Below are 15163 nucleotides of genomic sequence, written 5' to 3'. Positions count from 1 at the left end.
GGGGTGACTCCGGGGTGACCCGCCTCTGCCGGGGGCGGGTCACCCCTTCCTGGGCATCAGCAGCGCGACCGCCGCGCCCGCCAGGCAGATGAACGCCGTCACCAGGAACATCTCCGTGTACTCGACATGCAGCGCCGCCTCCACCCGCGCCGTGTACGCCTCCAGCCGCTCGGCGTAGACCGCCGCGTCGACGCCGAACGGCAGCGGCGTGTCCAGATGCGCCGTGAGCGACTGGAACCGGTAGAAACCCCACGCGGACACGGCGGCGATGCCGATGAGCATGCCCATCATCCGCGCCACCACGACCGCCGACGAGGCCACCCCGTGCTGGCGCGGCGGCGTCAGCCGCAGCACCGCCGCCGACACCGGCGCGATCACCAGGCCCACCCCCAGCCCCGCCACCACCAGCGTGCCGTCCACCATCGCCCGCGCCTCCGCCAGCTCCAGCGGCCACCGGCTCATCAGCGCATAACCGGCCGCCGCCACCAGCAGCCCGCCCACGGTCACCAGCCGATCGCCCAACCGGCGCGCCAGCAGCCCGCCCAGCAGCGCGCCCACCGGCAGCGCGATCAGGAACCGGCCCAGCACCAGCGCCCCGTCCAGCGCGTCCAGCCCCAGCAGCGTCTGCGCCGTGAACTGCACGAACACCATCGTCACCAGGAGCGCCGCGCCCGTCAGGAAGCTCACCGCCAGCGTCGCCAGCAGCGGGCCCTTGCGCACCCGCGACAGATCCAGCAGGCGCACCGGGGAGCGGATCTCCCACCACACGAACGCCGCCCCCGCCACCAGGCCCGCCCCGATCACCGGCAGGCCCCACGGCGGCAGGACGGCATGGGCGGGATCCGGGTTGTACAGACCCACCACGAGCAACGCCAGCGCCAGCGCCAGCAACCCGCCCCCGACCAGATCCACCGCCTCCGCCTGAGAACCCTTGCTCCCGGCCTGCTCCACAGCCTCTTCGACGGAACCCCGCCCCTCCAGGGCACGGGCGCCCTCGGCGGGGATGGGCACGTCGGAAGGGTGGGCGCCCTCGGCGGGGGCGGGTCCTTCCAAGGGGAGGGGTTGCGCGGGCGCGGGGAGCCCGTCCACGAGCCCGGGGGAACCGGGGGTTTCGGCGGCGGCGTGCCCTCCCGATGGGACGGCTTGTGCGGGTGCGGGGAGCCCCTGTGCGAGGCCGGGGCCGCCGGAGGAGGCGGGGGCGTCAGCGGGGGGCCGTTCTTCCGGAGAGCGGGCGTCCTCGCCGGAGGGGTGGGTGCCCTCGGCGGGAGCTGCGGGGGAGGGGGGTGGGGGTTTGGTGGGGGAGGGGAGGGCGTGGTGGACGGCCAGGGCGGCGGCGAGGGTGAGAGGGACGTTGATCCAGAAGATGGCGTGCCATCCGCCCACCTCGACGCCCAGCAGCGAGGCGGCGGGGACGCCGGCGAGGAGGCCGCCGTAGACGGGCCCGAGGGCGCTGCCGAGCTCCTGGGCGGCCCCGACCGCGCCGAGGGCCAGGGGGCGCTCCCGCTCGCCCCACAGGTCGCCGATGAGCGCCATCGTGATCGGCAGCAGCGCGCCCCCGGCCACGCCCTGGACGGTGCGGCCGGCCACCACCATCACCTCGCCGGACGCCAGCGCCGTCAGCACGGAGCCGGCCGCGAAGGCCGCCAGGCAGGCGTGGATGAGCGGCCGCCGCCCGAACCGGTCGGACAGCCGCCCCAGCAGCGGCATCGCCGCCACGTACCCGAGCAGGAACCCGGTGACCACGGGCGTGACCCGTTCGAGCCGGTTGAGCGGGATGCCGATGTCGGTGGCGATGTCGATGAGGACGGTCACGACCACGTACGCGTCGAGGGCGGCGAGCAGCACCACCGCCCCGCCCACGCCGAGGACGACCCGGCGGGCGCTCCTCATCCGGCGGACGGCGCCGACGACGACGATGACGACGGCGGGGGCGTGATCGTCACCGGCGCGTCGTAGTCGGCGAACGAGACCGTCACCGTGCCCTCGCGCAGCTGCAGCAGCACCTTGGTGAGCCTGCTGCTGGCCCGGTCGACCCAGACGGTGCCGTTGACGCCCTCGGTGACGCCGGGCACCAGCGTGCTCAGCGCCTGCCCGGTGAAGGCCACGTCGACCCGGTAGGCGCCGTCCTCCTCGGCCCGGACGAGCGGGTCGGCGGCGGTGGCGAGCAGCCCCGGGATGCCCTTGGCGGAGTCGAGGATGAGCGACGGGTCGTAGAGCTGGGCGAGCTGCTGCCGGGTCATCTCCTGGTAGCCGCCGGTCGGCCCCTTGAAGTGGACCTTGTCGCCGATGAGCATGAACGACACCTCCTGGAGGTTGCCGAACACCTCCAGCGTGATGGTCCCGTCGGCGTCGCCCTCGGCGGTGAGCCGCCCGTCGGCCTTCTTGACGGGCACGTTCGGCTTGCCCTCGGTGGCGATGGAGAACGCGGCGGATCTGACCGTCTTCATCGCCTCGGCGGCCTGGCGCATCAGGTCGGGCCCGGCGGGCAGCGCCGCGCCCTCGCCTGCGGAGGAGCAGGCCGCCAGGGCCACGACGGCCAGGGCCACCACGAGCAGCTTTCTCAACATGAGCGGATCGTAGCGAGCGGGACGGACACCCGGGCGGCCCCTGCGGTATCGACTGCGTGTCAGCGCAGTTTCTTCAGATGCTCCACGATGGGCCCGTAGGCGGCCTCGAGCTCCTTGAGCTGGTCGTCGGTGAGCCGGTCGACGAAGTGCTCGCGCACCCCGGCCACGTGGTCGGGCGCCACCCGCTGGATCGTCTCCCAGCCCTCGTCGGTCAGCACGGCGAACGTGCCGCGCCGGTCGTCGCGGCAGTCTTCGCGGGTGACCAGGCCCTTGGCCTCCATCCGGGAGATCTGGTGGGAGAGCCGGCTGCGGGACTGGATGGTCGCGTCGGCCAGGTCGCTCATCCGCATGCGCCGCGCCGGGCTCTCGGACAGGTTGACCAGGATCTCGTAGTCGTTGAGTGACAGGGCGTGTTCCTGAAGCTCCCGGTCCAGGCGGTGCATGAGCAGCTTGTGCAGGGCCAGGTGGGTTCGCCAGGCACGCTGCTCAGCGGGGGAAAGCCAGCGAGGCGCGCTCATGATCTCCAATCTAGCGCACGTAGAGTGACGAAGGTGGGGGAGAAGTCGGGAGAGAGCCTGGGCACCGTGCTGGTGGCCGGGGCGGCGAACCTCGCCATCGCGGTGGCCAAGCTGCTGGCGGGGATCGTCAGCGGGTCGGCGGCGATGCTGTCGGAGGCGGCGCACTCGGCGGCCGACACGGTGACGGAGGTGCTGCTGCTGGTCGCGGTCCGGCGTTCGGGCAAGCCGGCCGACCGGCGCCATCCGTTCGGGTACGGCAAGGCGGGGTTCTTCTGGGCGATGATGGCGGCGTTCGCGACGCTGGCGGGCGGCGCCGGGTTCTCGATCACCCACGGCGTGCACGAGATCGTCCGCGGGGAGGAGTTGTCGGCGCTCACCCCGGCGTACGTGGTGCTGGCGGTCTCGTTCGTCATCGAGGGGGTGTCGTTCCTCAAGGCGTACGGGCAGCTGCGCGGCGAGGCGGGCCGGTGGCGGGTCAGCCCGCTGCGGCTGGCCACGAAGACGTCCGACACGGCGCTGAAGGCGGTGCTGCTGGAGGACGGGGCGGCGCTGGCCGGGCTGGTGATCGCGGCGCTGGGGCTGCTCGGCTCGCAGCTCACCGGGTCGTCGCTGTGGGACGGCCTGGCGTCGGTCCTCATCGGCGTGCTGCTGCTGGTGGTCGCGCTCACGCTCATCCAGGCGAACCTGTCGCTGCTCATCGGCCAGGCGGCGCCGCGGCCGATCGAGACGGGGGTGCGCGCGGTGCTCCTCGTCCAGCCGGAGGTGGAGGACGTGGTCGAGCTGCTCACCATGGTCATCGGGCCGGGCCGGTTCCTGGTCGCGGCGAAGATCGACTTCCGGGACGAGGTGCGCGCCGGCGGTGTGGAGCGCGCCTGTGAGGAGGTGGACCGCAGGCTGCGGGAGCGCTTCCCCGGCATCGACCAGGTGTTCCTCGACCCCACCCCGCCCCGCCGCCGCTAGTCGAACGCCATGACGATCGCCACGCCGACGACGTGCATGACGACCACGGCGACGAGCAGCGACACGAACACGAACTTGGCCGGCCCGTGCTCGAACGTCCGGCCCTCTTCGAGGGGGCGTCGCTGGGCCATCCGGTCCGCGATGCGCTCCTCCAGGGGCTTCTTGTAGAACATGCGCCCACATTATCCGGACATCGGCAGGCGGGTGGCGGGCGAGTCGGTGATCACGGCCACCAGGACGTCCGGCTCCGCGCGCCATTCCAGCAGGTGGCGGCCTGTCCAGTCCGGTTCGGCCGTGGCCATCTCGGCGAGGGTCAGCTCGCCCCGCTTGATCAGCGCCTCCTTGCGCACCCAGTGGCGGATCAGGTCCTCGTTGCCGCGCGCCCCGGCCAGCTCGGCGGGGGTGAGCGCGATCGGGGCCAGCGTGCGGTCGAGCGGGCCGGGCGGCACCCGCTCGGCGTCCACGCCGACGCGGCCGGGGCCGGCCGCCGCGCACACGTAGCCGCGCGTGTGGCTGAGGCTCACGCCCAGTTCGGGGGCTTCGACCAGGTACGGCCTGCCGTGCCCCGGCCCGTGCACGTCGCAGTGCTGCGCCAGCGTCAGCTCGCCGGGATCGGCGCCCAGCACCCGGCCGGCGCAGAGCCGTACCAGCAGGTGGGCGGCGACGAACGCGATCCGGTCGGGGGCGAAGCGGAAGCGCCCGGCGCGGTCGCGCTCGACGTCCGTCAGCCACTCCAGGGGCGCGCGCACCTCGTCGGGCGGGCAGCCCATCGCCGCCGCCAGGGCCGTCGCAGGAGTGATCGTCACTGGGTGGATCGTACCTCCCGCGCAGGGAATTTGAGGGGGATTTCACCGCCCGCCAACCCCTCCAAATACGGATAAATCCTAGGATTAAGTGATATTTCGGGATAAGTCGCGCACTGGGGGTGGCGGCATGGTCCAGCTGATCAAGCCGGAGCTCGACAGGCTCCGCGACCGCTGCGCCGGGCGGGTCGTCACCCGCCACGACACCGAGTACGACGTGCTGCGCTCGATCTGGAACGGCGCCATCGACCGCCGCCCCGCCGTGATCGTCCGGTGCAGCGGCCCCGAGGACGTCTCGGCGGGCGTGCTCTTCGCCCGCGAGGAAGGGCTGGAGATCTCCGTACGCGGCGGCGGCCACGGCTTCGGCGGCTCGGCCGTCACCGACGGCGGCCTCATGCTCGACCTCAGCCCGCTGCGCCTGGTCGACGTCGACCCCGCCACCCGCAGCGCGGTCTGCTGCGGCGGCGCCACCTGGGCCGACGTCGACGCCGCCACCCAGGCCCACGGCCTGGCCACGCCGGGCGGCACGATCAGCCACACCGGCATCGGCGGCCTGACGCTCGGCGGCGGGTTCGGCTGGCTGACCCACAGGCACGGGCTGACGATCGACAACCTCGAGGCGGCCGACCTGGTGCTGGCCGGGGGCGAGCAGGTGCACGCCTCCGCCCGGGACCACCCGGACCTGTTCTGGGCCCTGCGGGGCGGCGGCGGCAACTTCGGCGTCGTCACCGCGTTCACCTACCGGCTGCACCCCGTCGGCCCGGCCGTGCACGTCGCCGTGCTGTTCTGGGAGGCCGAACGCGGCAGGCAGGCCGCCGAGGTCATCGACGCCGCCGCCACGGGCCTGCCGGACGACGCCGCCGTGCTGATCGGCTTCGGGATGAGCGCCCCGCCCGCCCCGTTCGTGCCCGAGGAGCACCGGCTGCGCCCCGGCCACGCGCTGATCGTCGCCGGGTTCTCCACGGCCGAGCGGCACGAGGCGGTGCTGGCCGCCATCAGGCGGGAGCTGGAGCCGCTGTTCGAGTTCGTCGCGCCGATGCCGTACACGCAACTGCAGTCGCTGCTCGACGAGAGCGCGCCGTGGGGGATCTCCGCCTACGAGAAGGCGCTCGACCTGCCCGGCCTCACGCCCGAGGCGATGACGGCGATCTGCGAGCAGGCGGCGGGCAAGTCCTCCCCGCTGTCGTTCCTGCCGACCTTCCGGCTCGACGGCGCCTTCGCCGCCAGGGACGACGACGCCACCGCGTTCAGCGGCAGCCGCGCGCCGCACTACACGATGTCCATCGCCGCGATCACGCCCTCGGCGGACGAGCTGCCCGCCGAGCGGGAGTGGGCGCGCTCCGCCTGGGAGGCGCTGCTCCCGTACGCCGGGGGCACGGGCTCGTACGTGAACTTCATCGCCGACCGGGACGAGGAGCGGGTGCGCGCCTCGTACGGGGCGAAGTACGACCGGCTGGCGGCCGTCAAGGCGGCCTACGACCCCGACAACGTCTTCCACCTGAACGCCAACGTCAGGCCCCGGCCGGGGCGGGAGGAACCGCCCCGGCCGTGACCGTCATCGGGTGAGGCGGTAGCCGGGCAGCCCGGGGATCGGGCCGGTCGGCGGCCGGTGACGCAGGGCGGACACCTCGGCCGGCGGCACGGCCTGGCACCGCAGGCCCCGCTCCGGCGGGTCGACGGAGACCAGGTAGGCGTCGATCGCCCGCGTCGGGCAGTCGCCGCGGCCGTAGATGCCGTGACCCCAGCCCTCGTAGGTGATCAGCCGGGCCTCACGGCCGATCTGCCGCGCCGCGCTCACCGCCCACGGGTAGCCCGTGGCCGGATCGTGCAGGGCGTTGCCCAGCAGCAGCGGGGGCGTGCCGTCGACGCGCAGCCGGTGCTGCGGGTTGGGGATCGGCGCCTCGGTGCCCAGGCACGCCGCGGTGATCGGGTGCGCCGCCGCGCTCACCAGCATGTCCGGCGCGATGCGCGCGGACCTGCGCAGGTGCTGCTCGTAGGCGCGGTAGTCGCGGATGGGCAGCAGGTAGTCCTGGCAGAAGACGCGCGTCGGATCGTTGATCGTCTCCTCGGCCGACGAGGCGGAGGAGGGCTGGGTCAGGATCGGGCGGGCGGTCGGCGCGCCGCTCTCCACCGCCACCAGGAACTCGGCCAGCTCCTTGAACGCCGGGCCGTAGAACGCGCCGAACGCCTGCCCGATCAGGTCGAGCTTGCCCAGCTTGATCTCCGGGGAGCCCGGCAGGCTCAGCTCGCCGAGCTCCGCCCGCGCCAGCAGGTCCGCCCAGACGGCCCGCACGTCCCTGCCGTGCAGCGCGCACGTCCGGGTGCGCTCGCACCAGGCGACGAACTCGTCGAAGGAGTCCTGCGCGGTCCACGACTCGGTGTCGAGGAACGCCCGCGTGCCCAGGCTGTGGTCCATGTTGCTGTCGAGCGCCAGCGCGCGGATCCGGTGCGGGAAGCGCTCGGCGTAGAGCTGGCCGATGAGCGTGCCGTAGGAGATGCCGTAGTAGGTGAGCTTGTCGTCGCCGAGCGCGGCGCGCAGGGCGTCGAGGTCGCGCACCACGCTGCCGGTGTCGACGTGGTCGAACAGCGGCCCGGTGCGGGCCCGGCAGTCGTCGCGGTAGCGCCGGTTGTGCGCCAGCAGCGCGTCGAACCCGGCCTGGTCCTTGATCGACAGCGGGTCGGGCGCCTGGAGGGCCAGCTCCAGCGAGCACAGGACCGGATGGCTGCGCGCCACGCCGCGGGGGTCGAAGCCCACCACGTCGAAGCGGCTGGTGATCTCCGGGGTGAAGCCGAGGTAGTCGCCCACCACGGCGTCCACGCCGGAGCCGCCGGGGCCGCCCGGGTTGATGACGAGCGAGCCGATCCGGGCCGCCGGATCGCTCGCCTTGCGCCGGGCCAGCGCGAGCTCGAACGTCTCGCCGCGCGGCTTGCGCCAGTCGACGGGCACGGTCAGCGTGCCGCACTCGGCCGACGGGTCCTCGGCGCACGGAGCCCAGGAGATCGCGCCCGCGCCCGCGCTCGCCGTTGCCGGCGTCAGGGGCGCGAGAAGGCTGAGGACGAGGGCGGGAAGGAGCGAGAGGATCAGGACAGGTCTTCGCACTGCGCGTCCAATCGTCGGGGATCCGATCATCGACCGGATCTTCCGACAAGACCATCCGACTGGAGGACGAAACGGATGTCATCCTCCAGGCCGACATCAGCGCAGCAGACCGGCCATCCAGTCCTCCACCTCGTCGGGGTGGCGGGGCAGCGCGCCGGACATCAGACGGGCGCCGTCGGCCGTGATGACCAGGTCGTCCTCGATCCGCACGCCCAGGCCGCGGAACTCCTCCGGCAGGGTGAGATCGTCCGGCTGCAGGTACAGGCCGGGCTCGACGGTGAGCACCTGGCCCTCCTCCAGGACGCCGTCGAGATAGACCTCGGCGCGCGCCCTGGCGCAGTCGTGCACGTCCAGGCCGAGCATGTGGCCGCTGCTGCACAGCGTGTAGCGGCGGTACAGGCCCGTCTCCATGAGCGTGTCGGGCGACTCCTTGAGCAGGCCCCAGTCGTTCAGCCCCTCGCAGATGACGCGCATGGCCGCCTGGTGGAAGTCGCGGAAGCGGGCGCCGGGCCGCAGCGTGGCGATCGCGGCCGCCTGCGCCTCGTACACCAGCTCGTACACCTGCCGCTGCACCGGCCCGAACCGGCCCGACAGCGGCAGCGTGCGGGTGACGTCGGCGGTGTAGAGCGTGTCGGACTCCACGCCCGCGTCGAGCAGCAGCAGGTGCGCCGGGTCGAGCGGGCCGTCGTTGCGGATCCAGTGCAGCACGCAGGCGTGCGCCCCCGAGGCCACGATGCTGTCGTAGCCGGTCGCGTTGCCCTCCAGCCGCGAGCGCAGCCCGAACACGCCCTCCAGATAGCGCTCGCCGCGCGGGTGGCCGAGCGCCGCGGGCAGGGCGCGCACCACGTCCTCGAAGCCGCGCGCGGTGGCGTCGACCGCCCCCTGCAGCTCGCCGACCTCCCACTCGTCCTTGATCAGCCGCATCTCCGACAGGAAGCCCTCGAACTCGGCGTCGCCGTCGCCGGGCGCCACCATCGCGTCCACGGCGGCGTCCACGCCGCGCAGCACCCGCGCCGAGCCCTTCAGGTCCAGCTCACGGATGTGCGCGCAGTCCACCTGGTACAGCTCCGACGCCTCGGCCAGGTCCGGCCTGCGGCCCACCCAGAACTCGCCGTAGCGGCGGTCGCGGTAGAACTCCTCGCCCTCCTCGCGGGGCGAGCGCGGCCTGACGTACAGCCGCGCCTCGCCGGACGGCTCGATCACGAGCACGTCGTCCGGCTCGCCCGCGCCCGTCAGGTACGCGTACGCGCTGTGCGGGCGGAAGCGGTAGTCGCTGTCGTTGCTGCGGACCTTGAGCCGCCCCGACGGCACCACCAGCCGCTCCCCGGGGAACCGGCTCGCCAGCGCCGCCCGCCGCTTGGCCGCCCACGGCGCGACCGGCAGCGCCGTGACGTCCGTGCGCCGGGTGTCGGCCCACCCGGTCCGCATGAACGCGGCCAGCTCCCCGGTGATCGGCAGGTCGTGGCTCCCGGTGTTGAGCGGCTCGTTCATCAGGTGTCTCTCCGCAGGTGGATCGTGATTATCCCGGACTTTCGGTACGGCAGCTTACGTGACTCCTTGACGGGCTCCCACCCGGTTGCTTGCCTGGGACGACAAGCGCTTAACCGGGTGCCCGCCGGGGTAACTCAGAGCCGAGGTGGTGCAGATGCTCATCGGGACGATCCTGCGCGGCAAGGGAAGCGGCGTCACGACGGTGGCGCCGGAGGCCACCGTCCGCGACCTGCTGGACAAGCTCGCCGAGCACAACATCGGCGCCGTCGTGGTCTCCGCCGACGGCGTGACCATCGACGGCATCGTGTCCGAACGCGACGTGGTGCGCCGCCTGCACGACCGGGGCGCCGCCATCCTCGCCGAGCCGGTGTCGTCGATCATGACGGCCGAGGTGCGCACCGTCGCGCCCGGCGACCGGGTCGACGAGCTGCGCAAGATCATGACCACGCACCGGGTGCGGCACATGCCCGTGGTCGAGGACGGCCGCCTGGTCGGCATCGTCAGCATCGGCGACGTGGTCAAGAGCGCGATCGAGGAGCTGGAGACCGAGAAGGCGTCGCTGGTGGACTATCTTCACCGCTGACCGGGGTGGGACCCTGGTCGGGTGATGTACGGGCCTCCCGAATACCCTCGCGCGTCCAGCAGCCCGACGATCATCCTGCTGGTGTCGGGGATGACCGGTGTGCTGGGGTTCCTGATCGGCTTCTTCGCCGGGCTCGGCTCGGGGGAGACGGCCGCCCCACCCGCGCCCCGGGTCACGGTGACGGTCGAGGGGCCGACGGCCGAGCCGGAGCCCGCTCCGACGGCCACCGAGGCTCCCGGCACGGGCGCGCCCGACACCGGCGCGCCCGACACCGGCACGCCCGACACCGGCGCGCAGCCCCCGGGCACCGGCACGCCGCCCGTGACCGCCGGGCCCGGCGGCGGCAACGCCACGCTCCGCACCCTGGTCGTCGGCGTCGACATCCAGCCCGGCACCTACCGCACCACCGGCCCCGTCACCGCCTCCCAGAGCTGCTACTGGGCCCGGATGAAGGGCACCACCGCCTCGATCGCCGACGTGATCGACGCCGGCATGCCGACCGGCCCCGCCACCGTCACCATCCTCGCCACCGACAAGTCGTTCCAGACCGGCGGCTGCGCCGAGTGGACCAAGGCGTGAAGCAGGTGTTTGCGGAGGCCACACCGCACGTAGGAGGATTCCCTCAGCCCACCTAGGAGGATGACATGTCGGTGTTGCGGAGCTTCGTGGACAGCGTACGGAACGGCTCGATCGAGGTGATCGACCTGACCGCGCCCCTCTCCTCGGACACGCCGATCCTCCAGCTCCCCGAGCCGTTCGGCAACACGATCCCGTTCCGCCTGGAGGAGATCAGCCGCTACGACGACCGCGGCCCCGCCTGGTACTGGAACGACATCCACACCGGCGAGCACACCGGCACCCACTTCGACGCCCCCGTCCACTGGGTCACCGCCCGCGACGGCCAGGACGTGTCCCAGGTGCCCGTGACGAGCCTGCTCGCCCCCGCCGTCGTCCTCGACTTCGCCGCCGAGGCCGCCAAGGACCCCGACTTCCTCCTCCAGGTCGACCACGTCAAGGAATGGGAACGCGCCAACGGCCCGCTCCCCGACGGCGGCTGGCTCCTCTACCGCACCGGCTGGGACTCCCGCTCCGGCGACCAGGCCGCGTTCCTCAACGCCGACGAGACCGGCCCGCACACGCCCGGCATCTCCGTCGAGTGCGCCCGCTGGCTGGCCGAGGAGACGCCCGTGCTCGGGCTCGGCGTCGAGACCGTCGGCACCGACGCGGGCGCCGCCCACTCCTTCGACCCCGCCTTCCCGTGCCACTCCTACCTGCTGGGAGCCGGCAAGTACGGCCTCACCCAGCTGCGCAACCTCGACCGGCTCCCGGTGACCGGCGCCGTCGTCGTCGCGCCGCCGCTGCCCATCCTCGGCGGCTCCGGCAGCCCCGTACGCGTGCTCGCCCTCGTCGAGCGCGGCGGCGGCGAGGCCGGGCAGGCACGGTGACCGTCGCCGAGGCCGTCGGGCGGGCCCTGGCCGCCGCCGGGGCCCGCGTCGCGTTCGGGGTGGTCGGCAGCGGCAACTTCCACGTCACCAACGCCCTCGTACGGCACGGCGCGCGCTTCGTCGCCGCCCGCCACGAAGGCGGCGCGGCCACCATGGCCGACGCCTACGCCCGTACGAGCGGCCACGTCGGCGTCGTCACCGTCCACCAGGGGCCCGGGCTCACCAACGCGGTCACCGGCATCGCCGAGGCCGCCAAGAGCCGCACCCCGCTCGTCGTGCTGGCCGGCGAGGCCACCGACGCGCGCTCCAACTTCCACGTCGACCAGGACGCCCTGGCCCGCTCCGTGGGCGCCGTCGCCCTGCGCGTCACCTCCCCGGCCACGGCCGTCGCCGAGGCCCTGGAGGCGTTCCGCCTGGCCCGCGACGACCGCCGCACCGTCCTGCTCAACCTTCCCCTGGACCTCCAGGCCGCCGACGCCGAGGCCCGTACGGAGTCCTCCCGCGTCGAAGAAGTCCCGGACCGAGGGGGCGCCGCCCTGGAGGGGCCCGCCACCGGCCAGGAAGATCTTCGCGCCAGGGTGGCGGAGCTCGCGCGGTTGTTGCGGGAGGCGCGGCGGCCGGTGTTCGTGGCGGGGCGCGGGGCCAGGCGGGCGCGGGCCGAGGTGGAGGAGCTGGCCGGGCGGGCCGGGGCGCTGCTGGCGACCTCGGCGGTCGCCCGGGGCCTGTTCCGGGGCAGCCCGTGGGACCTGGACGTGAGCGGCGGGTTCGCCACGCCGCTGGCCGCCGAGCTGATCCGCGAGGCCGACCTGGTGGTGGGCTGGGGGTGCGCGCTGAACATGTGGACCACCCGCCACGGCGCGCTCATCGGCCCGGACGCCACGGTCGTGCAGGTGGACCTGGAGCCCGAGGCCGTCGGCAGGCACGTGCGCGCCGACCTGGGGGTCATCGGGGACGTGGCCGTGGTGGCGCGCGCGGCCGGGGACGCCCTCGCGGCCGGGCAGCCGTCCGCGGGCTACCGGTCGGCGGAGGTGGCGCGGCGGATCCGGGAGGAGGGCCGGTGGCGGGACGTGCCGTACCAGGACGAGAGCGGCGGCGGCCGGATCGACCCGAGGACGCTCAGCATCGGCCTGGACGACCTGCTGCCCGCCGAGCGCACCGTGGTCACCGATTCCGGAAATTTCATGGGGTATCCGGCGATGTTCATGGATGTCCCCGACGAGGCCGGGTTCTGCTTCACCCAGGCGTTCCAGGCCGTCGGGCTGGGCCTGGCCGGCGCGATCGGCGCGGCCGTGGCACGCCCGGACCGGCTGACGGTGGCGGCGCTCGGCGACGGCGGCGCCTGGATGGGCGCGGCCGAGCTGGAGACCGTCGTGCGGCTCGGCCTGCCGATGGTGGTCGTGGTGTACGACGACGAGGCCTACGGCGCGGAGGTGCACCACTTCGGGCCGGGCGGCGACCCGCTCGACACCGTGCGGTTCCCGCCGGCCGACCTTGCGGCGGTGGCGCGCGGGCACGGGTTCGCGGCGGTGACCGTGGGCGCGGCGGCGGACCTGGCCGGGGTGGCCGACTGGCTGAAGGGGCCGCGCGACCGGCCGCTGCTGGTGCACGCCCAGGTCACCCGGGAGCGCGCCTCCTGGTGGCTGGAGGAGGCGTTCCGGGGCCACTAGAGCTTGCGCTGGGTGCGGGCCTCCTCGGCGGCCGACAGCACGGTGGCCAGCGGCGCGCCGCCGCCCGCCGCGACGGCGGCGGCGATCGCGCCCTCCACGAACGGCACGTCGGCCAGCACCACCCGGCCCGGCTCCACCAGCAGCCTGGCGGTCAGCACCGAGCTGCCGAGGTCGGGGATGAGCACCACGCCGTCGCCCTCGTCGACCTGCTCGACGGCCTGGTCGATGAGGTCCACGCTGGTGCCGGTGCGGCCGTCGCCGGTGCCGCCGCACGCGGCGACGCGCACCCGCTCGCCGGCGATGCACCGGGCCAGCGAGGCCACCTCGGCGGCCAGCCCGGCGCTGTGCGAGATGAGGATGAGCCCGACCATCAGGACGCCACCGCCGCCAGCGCCGCCATGATGATCGCCGCCGAGGCCGCCCCGGGGTCCTCGTGGCCGACGCTGCGCTCGCCGAGATAGCTGGCGCGGCCCCGGCGGGCCCGCAGCGGGATCGTCGCCCGCGCCCCCTCCTCGGCAGCGCGGGCCGCCCGCTCGAACGCCTCCCGCGCCGCGATCTCCTCCTGTACGGCCCGCGTCAGCTCCCGGGAGGCGGGCACCAGCGCGTCCAGCATCGTCTTGTCGCCCTGCGCCGCCTTGCCCAGCCGTTCCACCGCCCGCACCCCCGACTCGAACGCCGCGGCGAACACGGCCAGCGTGACCGGCGAGTCCATGCTCTTGCCCATCTGCCGGAACGCCGACCCGTACAGGGGACCCGAGGCCCCGCCGACGCGGCGGATCAGGGTCGTGCCGGCGGACACCAGCGCCTGCACGGGCGTGGCGGGCGGCCACTCGGCGAACGCCTGCCGCACCTCGGTGAAACCACGGTCGAGGTTCGCGCCGTGGTCGGCGTCGCCGATGGCGGCGTCGAGCGCGGTGAGCCGGTCGCGCTGCAGTCGCACCAGCCGGCCCGCGTCCTCGAACCAGGCCAGGAAGAACGCCGTGTCCATCCCCTCGCCCGTCCCGCGGTCCATCAGCTCGCCCATCCCGCCCATCAGCGCCCCCAGCGCAGCCCCGGAGTCTCGACCGGTGCGTCCCAAAGGCGCGTCAGGTCGTCGTCGAGCCGGCACACGGTCACCGAGAAGCCCTGCATGTCCAGGCTCGTCACGTAGTTACCCACCAGCGAGCGCGTCACCCGTGCCCCCTTGCCCCGCACGAACGACTCCACCTCGGCGAAGACCACGTACAGCTCCATCAGCGGGGTCGAGCCCATGCCGTTGACCATGACGAGCAGGTCGCCGCGCAGCGGCAGGTCGCCGTGGATCGCCTCCATCGCGATCGCGGCCAGCTCGCGCGCCGACACCAGCGGGACGCGGGCGCGGCCGGGCTCGCCGTGGATGCCGATGCCGAGCTCCACCTCGTCGTCGGGCAGGTCGAAGGTGGGCTTGCCGGCGGCGGGGGAGGCGCAGGAGGTGAGCGCGATCCCGAACGAGCGGCTGCGCCCGTCCACGTCGGCGGCCACCCGGGCCACCTCGGCCAGCGGCGCGCCCTCCTCGGCCAGCGCCCCGGCGATCTTCTCCACGAACACCGTGGCCCCGGTGCCGCGCCGCCCGGCGGTGTAGAGGGAGTCCTGCACGGCCACGTCGTCGTCGACGATCACCTTCGCGACCTCGACGCCCGCGCACAGCTCGGCGGCCATCTCGAAGTTGAGCACGTCGCCGGTGTAGTTCTTGACGACGTGGAGCACCCCGGCGCCGCCGTCGACGGCCCTGGTGGCGTCGAGGATCTGGTCGGGCACCGGCGAGGTGAAGACGTCGCCGGGGCAGGCGGCGTCCAGCATGCCGTGGCCGACGAAGCCGGCGTGCAGCGGCTCGTGGCCGGAGCCGCCGCCGGAGACCAGCGCCACCTTCCCCGGCCTCGGCGCGTCGGCCCGGTAGACCACGCGGTCGCGCACCCGCAGGGACGGATGGGCGGCGGCCAGGCCGTTCAGCGCGTCCTCAACCACGGACTCGGCCGTGTTGATGAGCTTCTTCATGGTGAGAACATCTGCC

Annotated in this window: 16 protein-coding genes; 6 read left to right on the top strand and 10 right to left on the bottom strand. The window is 73.9% G+C overall.

Features of this window, described 5'->3' with window-relative positions:
- Positions 1-39: 39 nt before the first annotated feature.
- From ACWDXC_RS23020 to ACWDXC_RS23010, 3 genes are read right to left on the bottom strand one after another with little or no spacing between them, the layout of a single operon-like run.
- Positions 40-1890, bottom strand: a complete 1851-nt coding sequence (locus ACWDXC_RS23020) for an MFS transporter (protein WP_449985174.1) — start codon at positions 1888-1890, stop codon at positions 40-42.
- Positions 1887-2567: an LppX_LprAFG lipoprotein gene (locus tag ACWDXC_RS23015; RefSeq protein WP_449985170.1), complete on the bottom strand. Its 681-nt coding sequence runs from the start codon at positions 2565-2567 to the stop codon at positions 1887-1889. The genes ACWDXC_RS23020 and ACWDXC_RS23015 overlap by 4 nt, the downstream gene beginning before the upstream one ends.
- 59 nt (positions 2568-2626) lie before the next feature.
- Complete coding sequence (locus ACWDXC_RS23010; RefSeq protein WP_219513405.1) at positions 2627-3085, bottom strand: MarR family winged helix-turn-helix transcriptional regulator; 459 nt, start codon at positions 3083-3085, stop codon at positions 2627-2629.
- A 33-nt stretch (positions 3086-3118) separates the two neighbouring features.
- On the opposite strand from ACWDXC_RS23010, the gene ACWDXC_RS23005 reads away from it, so the two are divergent.
- Entirely contained in the window at positions 3119-4045 is a 927-nt protein-coding gene (locus ACWDXC_RS23005) for a cation diffusion facilitator family transporter (RefSeq protein ID WP_449985167.1), read from the top strand.
- On the opposite strand, the gene ACWDXC_RS23000 is transcribed toward ACWDXC_RS23005, so the two are convergent.
- Positions 4042-4218 (bottom strand): hypothetical protein, encoded by a 177-nt coding sequence (locus ACWDXC_RS23000; protein ID WP_357590915.1) that lies wholly within the window; start codon positions 4216-4218, stop codon positions 4042-4044. The genes ACWDXC_RS23005 and ACWDXC_RS23000 overlap by 4 nt on opposite strands.
- A 9-nt stretch (positions 4219-4227) precedes the next feature.
- Entirely contained in the window at positions 4228-4851 is a 624-nt protein-coding gene (locus tag ACWDXC_RS22995; protein WP_449985164.1) for a 4'-phosphopantetheinyl transferase family protein, read from the bottom strand.
- 127 nt (positions 4852-4978) lie between these two features.
- Here ACWDXC_RS22995 and ACWDXC_RS22990 point away from each other — a divergent pair, with 127 nt between their 5' ends.
- Positions 4979-6400 carry an FAD-binding oxidoreductase gene (locus tag ACWDXC_RS22990; RefSeq protein WP_449985161.1) on the top strand — a complete coding sequence of 474 codons (1422 nt, stop codon included), beginning with the start codon at positions 4979-4981 and terminating at the stop codon, positions 6398-6400.
- 3 nt (positions 6401-6403) lie between these two features.
- Here the strand turns inward: ACWDXC_RS22990 and ACWDXC_RS22985 are convergent, their stop codons facing one another.
- Positions 6404-7948 carry an alpha/beta fold hydrolase gene (locus tag ACWDXC_RS22985; protein WP_449985159.1) on the bottom strand — a complete coding sequence of 515 codons (1545 nt, stop codon included), beginning with the start codon at positions 7946-7948 and terminating at the stop codon, positions 6404-6406.
- Between the two features lie 96 nt (positions 7949-8044).
- A complete protein-coding gene (locus ACWDXC_RS22980) occupies positions 8045-9439 on the bottom strand; it encodes an aminopeptidase P family protein (protein WP_449985156.1) in 1395 nt (464 codons plus the stop codon).
- 154 nt (positions 9440-9593) lie between these two features.
- Here ACWDXC_RS22980 and ACWDXC_RS22975 point away from each other — a divergent pair, with 154 nt between their 5' ends.
- The 4 genes from ACWDXC_RS22975 (at position 9594) to ACWDXC_RS22960 (ending at position 13134) form a co-directional block, all read left to right on the top strand.
- On the top strand, positions 9594-10022 hold the full coding sequence (locus ACWDXC_RS22975; protein ID WP_219513364.1) for a CBS domain-containing protein: 429 nt from the start codon (positions 9594-9596) through the stop codon (positions 10020-10022).
- A gap of 90 nt (positions 10023-10112) precedes the next feature.
- Positions 10113-10601: a hypothetical protein gene (locus ACWDXC_RS22970; RefSeq protein WP_449985153.1), complete on the top strand. Its 489-nt coding sequence runs from the start codon at positions 10113-10115 to the stop codon at positions 10599-10601.
- 65 nt (positions 10602-10666) lie between these two features.
- Complete coding sequence (locus tag ACWDXC_RS22965) at positions 10667-11467, top strand: cyclase family protein (protein WP_219513361.1); 801 nt, start codon at positions 10667-10669, stop codon at positions 11465-11467.
- The gene (locus tag ACWDXC_RS22960) at positions 11464-13134 is read left to right on the top strand and encodes a thiamine pyrophosphate-binding protein (RefSeq protein WP_449985150.1); all 1671 of its coding nucleotides are present in this window, start codon (positions 11464-11466) and stop codon (positions 13132-13134) included. Before ACWDXC_RS22965 ends, ACWDXC_RS22960 begins: the two co-directional genes overlap by 4 nt.
- Here the strand turns inward: ACWDXC_RS22960 and dhaM are convergent.
- From dhaM to dhaK, 3 genes are read right to left on the bottom strand one after another with little or no spacing between them, the layout of a single operon-like run.
- Entirely contained in the window at positions 13131-13505 is a 375-nt protein-coding gene (gene dhaM / locus ACWDXC_RS22955) for a dihydroxyacetone kinase phosphoryl donor subunit DhaM (protein WP_449985147.1), read from the bottom strand. The genes ACWDXC_RS22960 and dhaM overlap by 4 nt on opposite strands.
- Positions 13505-14167: a dihydroxyacetone kinase subunit DhaL gene (gene dhaL, locus ACWDXC_RS22950; RefSeq protein ID WP_357590904.1), complete on the bottom strand. Its 663-nt coding sequence runs from the start codon at positions 14165-14167 to the stop codon at positions 13505-13507. The genes dhaM and dhaL overlap by 1 nt, the downstream gene beginning before the upstream one ends.
- Entirely contained in the window at positions 14167-15147 is a 981-nt protein-coding gene (dhaK, locus tag ACWDXC_RS22945; RefSeq protein WP_449985145.1) for a dihydroxyacetone kinase subunit DhaK, read from the bottom strand. The genes dhaL and dhaK overlap by 1 nt, the downstream gene beginning before the upstream one ends.
- Positions 15148-15163: the final 16 nt, after the last annotated feature.

The sequence above is a fragment of the Nonomuraea sp. NPDC003214 genome, assembly GCF_053590035.1.
Note: the sequence above shows the minus strand (reverse complement) of the source record. Positions and strands in the feature narration are given on the sequence as shown.

Coding starts and splice junctions, on each gene's coding strand:
- ACWDXC_RS23020 (WP_449985174.1), bottom strand. CDS start 1,890: ATGAGGAGCGCCCGCCGGGTCGTCCTCGGCGTGGGCGGGGCGGTGGTG.
- ACWDXC_RS23015 (WP_449985170.1), bottom strand. CDS start 2,567: ATGTTGAGAAAGCTGCTCGTGGTGGCCCTGGCCGTCGTGGCCCTGGCG.
- ACWDXC_RS23010 (WP_219513405.1), bottom strand. CDS start 3,085: ATGAGCGCGCCTCGCTGGCTTTCCCCCGCTGAGCAGCGTGCCTGGCGA.
- ACWDXC_RS23000 (WP_357590915.1), bottom strand. CDS start 4,218: ATGTTCTACAAGAAGCCCCTGGAGGAGCGCATCGCGGACCGGATGGCC.
- ACWDXC_RS22990 (WP_449985161.1), top strand. CDS start 4,979: ATGGTCCAGCTGATCAAGCCGGAGCTCGACAGGCTCCGCGACCGCTGC.
- ACWDXC_RS22980 (WP_449985156.1), bottom strand. CDS start 9,439: ATGAACGAGCCGCTCAACACCGGGAGCCACGACCTGCCGATCACCGGG.
- ACWDXC_RS22975 (WP_219513364.1), top strand. CDS start 9,594: ATGCTCATCGGGACGATCCTGCGCGGCAAGGGAAGCGGCGTCACGACG.
- ACWDXC_RS22970 (WP_449985153.1), top strand. CDS start 10,113: ATGACCGGTGTGCTGGGGTTCCTGATCGGCTTCTTCGCCGGGCTCGGC.
- ACWDXC_RS22965 (WP_219513361.1), top strand. CDS start 10,667: ATGTCGGTGTTGCGGAGCTTCGTGGACAGCGTACGGAACGGCTCGATC.
- dhaM (WP_449985147.1), bottom strand. CDS start 13,505: ATGGTCGGGCTCATCCTCATCTCGCACAGCGCCGGGCTGGCCGCCGAG.
- dhaL (WP_357590904.1), bottom strand. CDS start 14,167: ATGGGCGGGATGGGCGAGCTGATGGACCGCGGGACGGGCGAGGGGATG.
- dhaK (WP_449985145.1), bottom strand. CDS start 15,147: ATGAAGAAGCTCATCAACACGGCCGAGTCCGTGGTTGAGGACGCGCTG.